We start from the raw sequence: 11,489 nt of genomic DNA, 5'->3' as shown, positions 1-11,489 counted from the left end.
GATTCCGGTCGCTACGCAGTAGTCCACCTCACTTGGAGACCTTCACAAGAAAAGATGCCTTGGCCAGAGACTGAGATTCACGAGTCTCTAGCTGCGTTCGCAAGAACGGCTATGCATAACGATCATCAAGACTTCGTTGGCAAAGAGGGTGGGTCGAGCAGCTAGTTACCAACTCCGCGGCAAACCCTTCGTTCCTTAGTTCCTTCGTGGTTCCAACTTAAAAATGCCCCTCCACGAGCTAGCCCCGCTGCCGCCCGACCTCGCCGCCATGCAGGTGGAGATCGAGGGGATTGCGCGCTCGTACGGGCTCGACTTCTTTCCGACGCTGTTCGAGCTCGTGGACGCCGACCGGCTCAACGAGATCGCCGCCAAGGGGGGCTTCCCGACTCGCTACCCGCACTGGCGGTTCGGGATGGAGTACGACCAGCTTTCGAAGCAATACAACTACGGGCTCGGGAAGATCTACGAGCTGGTTATTAACAACGACCCGTGCTACGCGTACCTGATGCGGAGCAACATGCCGGTCGATCAACGGCTTGTGATGGCGCACGTCTACGGGCACTGTGACTTCTTCAAATGCAATGCGTGGTTCGCCAAGACCAACCGCAAGATGATGGACGAGATGGCGAACCACGGCAGCCGGATCCGGCGGTTCATGGACGAGTTCGGCGTCGAGCCGGTCGAGGAGTTCATTGACGCTTGCAACAGCCTCGACAACCTGATCGACATCCACGCGCCGCACATCAAACGGCGTGACGATTGCTGTCGGTACGATTTCGACCCCGACAAAAAGGAGAAGCGAAAGCAGCCGGCCCAGCGGTTCGCGGCCAAGGGTTATATGGATTCATTCATCAACCCTCGCGGCGGCGAGACCCCGCAAGAAGAGCCCGAGGGCCCGCGCAAGGTCCCCGAGCGGCCCGAGCGAGATGTGCTGTTGTTCCTGCTCGAGCAGGCGCCGCTGATGGCGTGGCAGCACGACGTGCTGGCGATCCTCCGTGAGGAGGCGTACTACTTCGCCCCGCAGGGCCAGACCAAGATCATGAACGAAGGGTGGGCCAGCTACTGGCACTCCACGATCATGACCAAGCACGGCCTCTCGCCGACCGACTTCATCTGCTACTGCGACCACCACTCGGGGACGATGGCGTCGTCGCCCGACCGGCTGAACCCCTACAAGCTCGGCATCGAGCTGTTCCGCGATATCGAGGACCGCTGGAACCGCGGCGCCTTCGGCAAGGATTACTCAGAGTGCGAAGTCGCCGAGGAGCGTCGCCAATGGGACACCAAGGCAGGGCAGGGCCGCGACAAGATCTTCGAGGTCCGCCGGACGCACAACGACCTGACGTTCATCGATACGTTCTTGACGCTCGACTTCGTGCGCGAGCAGCGGATGTTCAAGTTCGGCTGGAACGAGTCGGCCGAGCAGTACGAGATCGAGAGCCGGGCGTTCCCGAAGGTGAAGGCCCAGCTGCTGGCGAGTCTCACCAACGCCGGCCGGCCGATCATCGAGGTCGTCGACGGCAACTACCGCAACCGGGGCGAGCTCTACCTCGAGCACCGCTACGCGGGCGTCGAGCTCGATACCCGCGAGGCGCAGGACACGCTCCGCAACCTCCACCGCCTGTGGAAGCGGCCGGTCCATATCGCCACGGTGCTCGAGGAAGTCGACGCTGTGCTGTCGTTCGACGGCAAGGCGTTCGACATCGAGAAGGGCGAGGCGGCCGAAGACGTGCAGAGCCTCGACGAGCTCCTCGGCAACGGGAGGGGCGCATGAGCGGTTTGACAGAGGACCTTTTGAGCGCGGTCGATGCGGCGACGGCCGGCGACGTCGCCACGGCCGACGCCAGTGGCGATCGGCTGACCGTTGGCGTCGCGCGGGTCGACGCCTTGGCAGTTGCGTTCACTGAACTGCGGCTCGAGACGAGCCGGCTCGCCGACGCGTCGATCGAGCGGGTCCGTGCGGTCGCGGAAGAACTCACGCGGCGGGTGACGTATCTGCTGGAGCCGCTGACGCCCGTCGAGATCGACCAAGAGCTCGCCGTCGTCCAGATGCGGAGCACCACGCCCCAGACCGATAACGAATCGAGCGCTTACTATGAGCTCTTAGTTCGCAAGGGGGGCTCGCTGTCGCTACGCCGCTACCGCAAGCCGCGTGGCGCGATGCGGGAGCCGATTGAGGCGACCGTGACACGCGAAGTCCTACGGCGACTCGCGGACGACTTCGTCGCAAGCGTGTCATAGGCTCGCAGCGGCGATTGATGTACGCCGGATTTCTAGGCCGACCCGTCGTACTACGACTTCGCTTCGACGATCAGCCGTTTCATCTCACGCACCGCGGCTTCGAAGCCGACCAGCACCGCGCGCGAGACGATGCTGTGGCCGATGTTCAGTTCGCTCATCTCGGGCAGCGCGGCGACCGGCTGGACGTTCTGGTAGTTGAGGCCGTGGCCGGCGTGCAGGCGGAGGCCGGCCGCCCGTGCGGCGGCGCCGGCGCTGACGAGACGTTCCAGCTGTTGCTTGCCCGGGCCGCGGAGGCCGCCGGCGTCGGCGAAGGCGTGGGCGTAGGGGCCCGTGTGGAGCTCGACGCCGTCCACGCCCTCGCCCAGCGAGGCGGAGGCCTCGATCTGCGCCGGGTCGGCGTCGATGAAGAGGCTCACGAGGATCCCGGCTGCCGCCAGCCGTTCGACGCACGTGCCGACACGATCGCGGCCGCCGACGATGTCGAGACCCCCCTCGGTCGTGACTTCTTCGCGGCGTTCGGGGACGAGCGTCACCTGGTGCGGCTTGGTGGCGCAGGCGATGCCGATCATCTCGTCGGTGCACGCGCACTCGAGGTTCACCGGGACCGCTGCGGTTTGCATCAGGACCTCCAGGTCGCGGTCCTGGATATGACGGCGGTCCTCGCGGAGGTGGATGGTGATCCCGTCCGCGCCGGCGAGCACCGCCAGGGCGGCCGCGGTGGCGGGGTCGGGTTCGGTCGTCCGGCGGGCCTGCCGGACGGTAGCGACGTGGTCGATGTTGACGCCGAGTGAGGCCACGGGGCGATGGGGGGTCAAAGGAAGGGCGATCCGAAGGCCGGGAGTCTATCGCGCGGCCGCTCGCCGTGTCAGCGACCGCTGCCGAGCGCCGCCCAGGGGACCGCTGGGGGCGCTGGCGGGTTCGGTTAGCGGGTTACCGAAATTAAGGCGTTTCGGCGGCAATTCCATTGTCCCCCGCCGCAGGGGGCTGACCAGTCCGTGCAGTCGATACAGCCCGACCACTTTGGGCCGAGGGGGAGGGCGTCCGTGAAAAGTGTCACAAGCCGCGACCGGAGGACCGAGCTACCATTCGTAGTTCAGCAACCGTGGCGACGGAGCCACCGGAACGACGATGCCTCCTGGCCGACTTGGCCCGCCGCTTATGACCTGCCACCAACTGGCCGAGCGAATCCAACAAATGCAGCCCGAGGCGACGCCGCAAGACGTCGCGCGGCTCTGCCTGTTGCTGACCAATTCGCAACGTGACCTCGACCAACTCAACGAGGGCCGGTCTTTGCAGTCGGCTTGGCGTCAGGTCGGGCTGCAACTCCAGCTCGCGACCGACCAGCACGCGGCGATGACCGGCGAGCTCGAGGAGCTGGCGTCGTCCGATCCGCGCGAGTTCTCGCCCGAGCAAGTCTGGGTGCTGATCCGCGCGATCAAAGTCCAAAGCCAGGTGCTGCAGATGTACGTCGGCCATCCCGTGCTGGATGTCTGACGACGTTTGAGGCTTGAGGTGAGAGTCGTGAGGGCTGGTGATCCTGACCGGATTCGCTTCGCCAACCTCACCGCTCACGCCTCACCCGCCGGCGAGGCCGCCGATCATCGCCATGGCGACCGTCACGTAGATGACGATCCCGGCGATGTCGATGATGCCGGCGACGAACGGATTGCTCATCAGCGCGGGGTCGAGCCCCAACCGCTGGAACATCAGCGGCAGCAGTCCGCCGCACACGGTGCCACAGACGACCACCAGCAGCAGCGTGGCCGGCACGACGGCGACTTCCACCAGCGTGGGCGCTGTGTGCCCCTCGGGCGCCTGCCGCGTGAGCACCCATGCGCTGACAAATCCTAAGGCCGCCAGGGTCGTTCCCAGCGTCAGCCCCATCAGGAGCTCGCGGCGCAGCACCCGGCGCCAGTCGCCGAGCGACACCTCGCCATCGGTGAGGCCGCGGATGACGAGTGTCGCCGATTGGCTGCCCGAATTGCCGCCGCTAGAGATCACCAGCGGGATAAAGAGCACCAGCCACCAGACGCTGTCGAACGCCTCTTCGTACCGCAGCAGGGCGAACGCCGTCAGCAACGCGGCAAAGAACAGGACGCCTATCCAGACGCCCCGGTTACAGGCGAGCGTGAACCAGTGGGTCCGCAGGTAGCCCGACTCGAGGGGCGCCATACCGGCCGAGAGCAGGGCGTCTTCGGTCGCTTCGGCCCGGAGGACGTCGATGATGTCGTCGTGCGTGATGATGCCCAACAGCCGGCGGTTGTCGTCGACGACGGGGATCGCCAAAAAGTCGTAGTCGGCGACCGTCTCGGCGACCGCTTCCTGGTCGTCCATCGCGAGGACGGTGACGACGTCGCGCTCCATCAGCTCGCTGATCGGCTGATCGGGGTTGAGGTAGTGCGTCACGAGCTGACGGGCCGAGAGGAGGCCCAGCAGCCGGCGGTCGTCGTCGACGACGTACGAGTAGTAGACCGTCTCGACGCCCAACGCTTGCTTGCTGATCTCGGTGAGCGCTTCGGCGACCGAGAGGTTCTCCTTGAGACAGACCACCTCGGTGGTCATGACCGAGCCGGCGGTCCCCTCGGGGAATCCGCGGAGCCGGAGCGTTTCGCGGCGGTCCTCAATCGGCAGCAGCGGGATCAACTCGTCGACGACGTGCTCGTCGACGTCCCGTAGCAGGTCGACGCGGTCGTCCGCCGGCAGGTCGGCCACTAAGCCGCTCATGGCGGCGGCGTCGCCGTCGCCCACGAGCGCGTGGACGAGCGCCGTTTGCTTTTCGGGCTCGAAGTAGCCGAAGACCTCGACGCGGCGTTCCGGGTCGGCGACCTCCAGCACCCGCCACGATTCGCGGGCGTCGAGCCCCTCCATGAACTCCGCGACGCGGGCCGGCATCAGCGCATCGACAAACTCGCGGAGCGACTCGTTGTCGTCCGTGGCGATCATCTCACGCAGTTCGGGCAGGTAGAGCGTATTCAAGGCGACGGTCGAGGGCGGGAGGGGGCGGGACCGACGGGTGGCAGGGGCAAGTCGCGAGGGCATCGGGTCGGGGCGTCTCGGGGGGCGCCGGACGCCCGTCGGCGTACAGCTTACTCGGTCCGCCGACCGAGATGGCTAGGCCCCACAACGCCCCTGCCCGCCGGCTGAAGGCGCCGGCCGTGTCGCGGCGTGCATTGACCACCCCCCCGCCCGGTTATTAGCCTTCAGGCTGCGTTTCCCCCACCCCTCACGCGCCACCCGCCTCTGTGTCTGACGATCCGGTCTCCGATGCTGTTGATTTCGACGCCTGTGAAGTGGCGTTGGGGTATCGGTTCCGCGACCGGGGCTTGCTCGAATCGGCCCTGACGCACGCTTCGGGCGCCGATCACCGGCTCGGCTCCAACGAGCGGATGGAGTTCTTGGGCGACGCCATTCTTGGCGCCATCGTCTGTGAGCAACTCTACGACCATTTCCCCGACTTTCTGGAGGGGGACCTGACCAAGGTCAAGAGCGTCGTCGTCAGCCGGCAGACCTGCGCTAAACTGAGCAAGCGGCTCGGGCTGCAGCCCTTCTTGATCCTTGGCAAGGGGATGACGACCTCGCCGACGGTGCCGCCGAGCGTCATGGCCGACGTGTTCGAGTCGCTCGTCGCGGCGATCTACCTCGACGGCGGACGCGACGCCGCGGCCGAGTTTGTCATGCCTTTGACGCTCCGCGAGATCGAGCATGCGGCGGCCGAAGGGGTCGGCGGCGAGAACTTCAAGTCGTTGCTGCAGCAGCTGGTGCAGCGCGAGGAAGGGACCACCCCCAACTATTGCCTTCTCGACGAGAAGGGGCCGGACCACAGCAAGGTGTTCCAGGTCGCGGTGCAGATCAGCGACCGCCGCTTCACCGGCGCTTGGGGCAAGACCAAGAAAGAAGCCGAGCAGCGCGCCGCCGCCAACGCCCTGGCCGAGTTAGAAGGGGACGAGCCGCCGTACCTGGGCGTCGAGGCTTAAGCGTCGGCGCCTGGCGCTGCGCTGGCCGGCGTTTGGGGACTCAATGCCCCGAGAGCATTTCTTTTCGGTAACGGCGCATCACGTCCGACCGTAGCAAGAGTCCAACGAGCCGACGGCTCTCGCCAACACCAACTTCGACGGGCAAGGTCTCAACGTCCCGGGCGCCGAAGTCGCGCATCGCCTCGATCAGATTCTCCGCTGGGTGGACCGACAGCGGCGCGCGGAGGGCGATGTCCTCGGCGTTCACCAGTTCGGGCGGCAGGTCGCTGTCGAGCACGCGGTGCAGGTCCTCGGCGCGGATGATGCCGATCAGTTTGCCGTCGGCGCCCATCACCGGGAGGCTCTCCATCTCCGGGTGCTGCCGGGCGATCTTGATGATCTCGGCGGCGTTATCCCCGGGGTTGAGCGTCGGGAATTTGCGGACCATCACGTCACGGACCATCACGTGGTCGAGATTGTGCAGGTCGTGCCCGCGCGAGATGTGCTCGCCGCGCCGACTGAGCTTCTTGTAGTAGATGCTCTCGGGGTCGACGATCCGGGTGACGATGCTGGCGACCCCCACCGCGGCCATGATCGGTAGGATGATCTCGTACTGGTCGGTCATCTCGTAAACGATCAAGATCGCCGAGAGGACCCCCTGGGTGGCGCCCCCGACGACCGCCGCCATACCGACAATGGCGTAGACGCCGGGCGAATGGCTGTAGGCCGGCACGATCATATTCATCACCAGCCCGAACGAGCCGCCGAGCGTGGCGCCCAGAAACAGCGACGGCGCAAAGACCCCGCCCGACCCGCCGCCGGCGAGCGTCAGGCTGGTCATCAGCGGCTTGAGTAGTACGAGTGGCGCCAGCCAGAGCAATTCGCTCAGCAAGCGATCGCTCGGCACCCGGACCGCCTTGTCGGGAGCGGTTTGGAAGAGCCCCTGGAAAAACGAGGCGGTTGGCCCCCGGGTTTCGCCGTCGCCATAAGGCCCCTTGTCGTCCCCTTCGATGCTGAGGTGGAGCGAGTGTTCGACCACCTGGTAGCCGACGCCCATGAGGGGCGGCAGCCGCTTGAGGTCTTGCAGGGTCGCCCCTTCGGCGGTGAAGGGGGGCAGCGCCGGGTAGACCGCCCCGATCAACCCGACGATCCCGCCGAGCACGAGGGCCCGCTTACGCCAGTCGGGGAGCCAACGCTGCGAGAGGTCTTCCAGGCCGTACAGGACCTTGATGAATCCAGCCGCCGCGAGGCCCGCCACCAAGCCCAGCAGCAGGTAGCTCGGAAGCTGGACCCAGGCGCCAGCGAACTGGTACTCGAGGTCTTTGAACGCCGGGTTCAGCCGGTGTTCGCCAACGTGCTGCTGGACGACGTCGGCGAGGACGCTCGCTAGCACGATCGGCGTTAGCGACTCGACCGCGAACGAGCCGAGGATGATTTCGCTGGCGAAGACGACGCCCGCGAGCGGGGCGTTGAACGTCGCGCTGATGCCCGCTGCGGCGCCGGCCGCGACGAGGACCTTGATATTCTTTGCCGACAGCCGCAACCACTGGCCGGCCGAGCTGCCGAAGGCCGACCCGATCTGCACGATTGGCCCCTCGCGTCCCACCGAGCCGCCACAGCCGATCGTTATCCCGCTGACCAGGATCTTGACGATCGCGATGCGGGGGCGGATGACGCCGTCGTGGCGCGCCACCGCGGTGATCACTTCTGGGACGCCGTGGCCTTGGGCCTCGGGGGCGAAACGCCGGGTCGCCCAGGCGACGAGCAACAACCCCAACGGGGGGCTCACGATGATCGCCGCGGTCCAGAGCCACGCCATCCCACCGCTGGCGTCGTCGCGGGCTGCCGCAGCGAAGCCGTAGGTGCAGTCGGTGATGGTCTCGAGGAGGAGGCCAAAAAAGGCCGCGCCGAAGCCCGCGGCGACGCCGACGACTCCCGCCACAAAGATGGTAAGCGTTCCGCCGGGGACGGCGCCCCTCTCGGCGAGGGGGCGGATCCAATCAGCAAATCGCTTGTACACGGCGGCGTGGAGAGATCAAAGATCACGGTTGCGCGGCGGCGCGAGACGGCTGCGTAAGAGCGTAAGCGTCGATTGGGGACTTCGCTACCCGAGGGACCGATGACATAGCGGCAAAGGTGGCTGATTCGTAGCAAGTCGGGGTGTGGGGGTGGGTGCGGCGTTTCGTCGCCCCGAACCTGACGCCGCCGCCCATCGTCAATCGTGCGACGCCCCGTTAAACTGCCGGGTCTGACAAGCGTTTTCCGCCCCCGCCCTCCACGCCACGTCCCAACCAGGCTGAATCCGATGTCGACCGCCACCGCCACCGACCAGCGCGTTTTCAATTTCTCCGCCGGACCGGCGATGCTCCCGCTGCCGGTGCTTGAGCAGGCCCGCGACGAGATGCTTTGCCTGCCAGGCGTCGGCGCCAGCGTGCTAGAGATCAGCCACCGCAGCCCGGCCTTCATCGCGATCATCGAGGCGGCCGAGGCCAACCTGCGGACGCTTCTCGGCGTCCCCGACGATTACGCGATCCTCTTCCTTCAAGGTGGTGGGCGGCTGCAGTTCTGGATGACCGCCGCCAACCTGATTGGCGACCTCGGCGCCCAGAAGGGCAAGTCGGCCGATTACCTCCTCACGGGCTCGTGGGGCAAGCAGGCGATGGCCGAGGCCAAGAAGGCCGGCCCGGTGCGGGTCGCCTACGACTCGTCCGCGACGAACTTCGACCGGCTGCCGGCGCCGTTCTGCGAGGGGGCGGCGAAGATGGACCTCGACCCGGACGCCGCCTACGTCCACTACACCTGCAACGAGACCATCCAGGGCGTTCAGTTCCCGACCGAGCCCGACACGGGCGGCGTGCCGCTGGTCTGCGACGCCTCGAGCGACTTCCTGCACAAGCCGCTCGACATCAGCAAGTATGGCTTGATCTACGCCTGTGCGCAGAAGAACGCCGGCCCGGCGGGCGTCACGATCGTCGTGGTGAAGAAGGACCTCGTCGCCAACGCGAGCCCCGACCTGCCCGTCTATTGCAACTACAACACGCACATCGCCGACAACTCGCTCAACAACACGCCGCCGACCTTCTCGATCTACATCGTGAAGCTCGTGACCGAGTGGCTGATGCAGGAGTTCGGCGACCTCAAGGCCGTCCACCATCACAACCAAAAGAAGGCGGGTCTGCTGTACGACGTGCTTGACGCGTCGCCCGACTTCTACATCGGCCACGCCCAGCCCGGCTGCCGCAGCCTGATGAACGTCGCGTTCCGCCTGCCGTCGGACGACCTCACCGACGCCTTCCTGAGTGGCGCCAAGAAACGCAACCTCACTGACCTCAAGGGCCACCGCTCGGTCGGCGGCGCCCGTGCTTCGATCTACAACGCCATGCCGATCGAGGGGGTCGAAGCCCTCCGCGATTACATGGTTGAGTTCCGGAGTGAGCAGGGCTGACGCCAGGGGCGAGGGACGGGGGACGAGGGACGAGGGTCCTGAGGTTCGCGGTCTCTCGTCCAAGCTAGAGGCGAAGCCGATTTCATTTGCCCTCGTCCCCCGTCCCTAACCCCTCGCCCCTCTCGCTTCTATGCCCAGCATCATCGTCCTCGACGACCTCGCACCCGAAGGCCTCGCTCTCCTGGACGCCGCCGAGGGGGTCTCGTACGAAGTCCGCACGGGGCTCAAAGGGGATGACCTCAAGAACGCGCTCAACGAGTTCGACGGCGCCATCTGCCGTAGCGGTGTGAAGCTGACACCCGACGTGCTCGAGGGGAACACCAAACTGCGGGCGGTGGTGCGGGCCGGTGTCGGCACCGACAACATCGACAAGCCGGCCGCCACGCGCGCCGGCATCGTCGTCATGAACACGCCGGCCGGCAACACGATCAGCACGGCCGAGCACGCGATCGCCCTGATGCTGGCGATGAGCCGCAACGTTCCGGCCGCGAACCAGTCGCTCGTCGAGGGACGCTGGGACCGCAAGAAGTTCATGGGCGCCCAGGTCGCCGGCAAGACGCTCGGCATCGTCGGCCTGGGACGCATCGGCCTAGCCGTCGCCTCGCGGGCCAAGGCGCTCGAGATGGACCTCGTCGGTTACGACCCGTTCATGTCGGCCGACCACGCCAAGTCGCTCGGCATCGAGCTGGTCGAGAAGGTCGAGGACATGCTGCCCCGGATCGATTACCTGACGGTCCACACGCCGCTGACCGACGAAACGCGCGGCATGATCAACGACGCGGCCCTCGAGAAGATCAAGCCGGGTTGCCGGCTGATCAACTGCGCCCGCGGCGGCATCTACGACGAGGCGGCCTTGGTGAAGGGCCTCGAGTCGGGCAAGTTGGGTGGCGTCGCCCTAGACGTCTACCCCGACGAACCCTGCACCGACAGCCCGCTGTTCGGCATGGCGAATGTGGTTTGCACGCCCCACCTGGGGGCGAGCACCGAGGAGGCCCAGACGCAGGTCGCCGTCGAGGCGGTCGAGCTGCTCACCGCCTACCTGAAGACAGGCGCCATCAAGTGCGCCGTCAACGCCGCCGCTCTCGACCCGAAGACCTTGGCGTCGCTCCGTGGCTACATCGACGTGGCGCACCGACTGGGACGCCTCTCGCAGAGCCTCACCCCCAGCGGCGTCGGCTCGTGCCGGCTGACCTATCGCGGGACGCTCGCCGACGGCGACACCAAGATCCTCACGGCCGCCTTCGCCGTCGGCCTGCTCGAGCAGGCGATGGGCGATGAGGTGAACCTGATCAACGCCGAGTCGCTGCTCACCGAGCGTGGCATCCAGCTCGTGACCGAGTCGAGCGCCCAGCAAGGCGCCTTCCGGGCCTCGATGACCGTCGATGTCTCGACCGGCGAGGCGTCGCACAGCCTCACCGGCACGCTCTTGGGGGCCGACATGCCCCGCCTGGTGGCGATCGACGGCTACCGCCTCGAGGCCTTCCTCGACGGCTGCCTGATCGTCTTCACCCATAAGGATGTCCCCGGCATCATCGGATCGATCGGCACGGTCCTCGGCCAGAACGGCGTCAACATCGCCCAGATGGCGGTCGGTCGGAACCAGAAGGGGGGCGAGGCGATCGGCGTGCTGAACGTCGATGGCGAGCCGACCGACGCCGCGATTGAGGCCATCCGCGGGATTGAGGCGATCAGCAGCGCCCGGGTGGTTCGGTTGCCCGAAGCGGGCACCGTCCCGGCTTGGCTCGGCTGAGAGTAGCGGTCGAGTCATCGGGTCGAACGTCGCGCACAGCGTTTCGCGGAAGCTCTGTTCGGGGCGTTTGACCCGCAAGGGTTGTGCGACCCGTACGGCG

At 66.5% G+C, this 11,489-nt stretch carries 9 protein-coding genes; 6 read left to right on the top strand and 3 right to left on the bottom strand.

Going from position 1 to position 11,489, the window contains the following annotated elements:
- Positions 1 to 223 precede the first annotated feature (223 nt).
- Together Pla108_RS19065 and Pla108_RS19060 are read left to right on the top strand one after the other, a co-directional pair.
- Entirely contained in the window at positions 224 to 1,774 is a 1,551-nt protein-coding gene (locus Pla108_RS19065; protein WP_146446574.1) for a SpoVR family protein, read from the top strand.
- A complete protein-coding gene (locus tag Pla108_RS19060; RefSeq protein ID WP_146446573.1) occupies positions 1,771 to 2,241 on the top strand; it encodes a hypothetical protein in 471 nt (156 codons plus the stop codon). Before Pla108_RS19065 ends, Pla108_RS19060 begins: the two co-directional genes overlap by 4 nt.
- A gap of 50 nt (positions 2,242 to 2,291) precedes the next feature.
- On the opposite strand, the gene Pla108_RS19055 is transcribed toward Pla108_RS19060, so the two are convergent.
- Positions 2,292 to 3,038, bottom strand: a complete 747-nt coding sequence (locus Pla108_RS19055) for a pyridoxine 5'-phosphate synthase (RefSeq protein ID WP_146446572.1) — start codon at positions 3,036 to 3,038, stop codon at positions 2,292 to 2,294.
- Positions 3,039 to 3,399: 361 nt separating this feature from the next.
- Between Pla108_RS19055 and Pla108_RS19050 the strand changes: the two genes are divergently transcribed.
- Positions 3,400 to 3,735, top strand: coding sequence for a hypothetical protein (locus tag Pla108_RS19050; RefSeq protein ID WP_146446571.1), 336 nt, complete (start codon positions 3,400 to 3,402; stop codon positions 3,733 to 3,735).
- 81 nt (positions 3,736 to 3,816) lie between these two features.
- On the opposite strand, the gene mgtE is transcribed toward Pla108_RS19050, so the two are convergent.
- Positions 3,817 to 5,217, bottom strand: coding sequence for a magnesium transporter (gene mgtE / locus Pla108_RS19045; protein ID WP_315851612.1), 1,401 nt, complete (start codon positions 5,215 to 5,217; stop codon positions 3,817 to 3,819).
- A 266-nt stretch (positions 5,218 to 5,483) separates the two neighbouring features.
- On the opposite strand from mgtE, the gene rnc reads away from it, so the two are divergent.
- Positions 5,484 to 6,215: a ribonuclease III gene (gene rnc / locus Pla108_RS19040; RefSeq protein WP_146446569.1), complete on the top strand. Its 732-nt coding sequence runs from the start codon at positions 5,484 to 5,486 to the stop codon at positions 6,213 to 6,215.
- Between the two features lie 40 nt (positions 6,216 to 6,255).
- Here rnc and Pla108_RS19035 read toward each other — a convergent pair whose 3' ends face one another.
- Complete coding sequence (locus Pla108_RS19035) at positions 6,256 to 8,214, bottom strand: chloride channel protein (protein ID WP_146446568.1); 1,959 nt, start codon at positions 8,212 to 8,214, stop codon at positions 6,256 to 6,258.
- A 285-nt stretch (positions 8,215 to 8,499) separates the two neighbouring features.
- Here Pla108_RS19035 and serC point away from each other — a divergent pair, with 285 nt between their 5' ends.
- Positions 8,500 to 9,639, top strand: a complete 1,140-nt coding sequence (gene serC, locus Pla108_RS19030) for a 3-phosphoserine/phosphohydroxythreonine transaminase (protein WP_146446567.1) — start codon at positions 8,500 to 8,502, stop codon at positions 9,637 to 9,639.
- A gap of 130 nt (positions 9,640 to 9,769) precedes the next feature.
- On the top strand, positions 9,770 to 11,389 hold the full coding sequence (gene serA, locus Pla108_RS19025; protein WP_146446566.1) for a phosphoglycerate dehydrogenase: 1,620 nt from the start codon (positions 9,770 to 9,772) through the stop codon (positions 11,387 to 11,389).
- Positions 11,390 to 11,489 lie beyond the last annotated feature (100 nt).

This window comes from Botrimarina colliarenosi (assembly GCF_007859955.1).
Classification (GTDB): Bacteria; Planctomycetota; Planctomycetia; order Pirellulales; family Lacipirellulaceae; genus Botrimarina; species Botrimarina colliarenosi.
Note: the sequence above shows the minus strand (reverse complement) of the source record. Positions and strands in the feature narration are given on the sequence as shown.

What these genes read in the sequence shown, in the direction of transcription:
- Pla108_RS19065 (WP_146446574.1), top strand. Translation starts at nt 224, where the DNA reads ATGCCCCTCCACGAGCTAGCCCCGCTGCCGCCCGACCTCGCCGCCATG.
- Pla108_RS19060 (WP_146446573.1), top strand. Translation starts at nt 1,771, where the DNA reads ATGAGCGGTTTGACAGAGGACCTTTTGAGCGCGGTCGATGCGGCGACG.
- Pla108_RS19050 (WP_146446571.1), top strand. Translation starts at nt 3,400, where the DNA reads ATGACCTGCCACCAACTGGCCGAGCGAATCCAACAAATGCAGCCCGAG.
- serC (WP_146446567.1), top strand. Translation starts at nt 8,500, where the DNA reads ATGTCGACCGCCACCGCCACCGACCAGCGCGTTTTCAATTTCTCCGCC.
- serA (WP_146446566.1), top strand. Translation starts at nt 9,770, where the DNA reads ATGCCCAGCATCATCGTCCTCGACGACCTCGCACCCGAAGGCCTCGCT.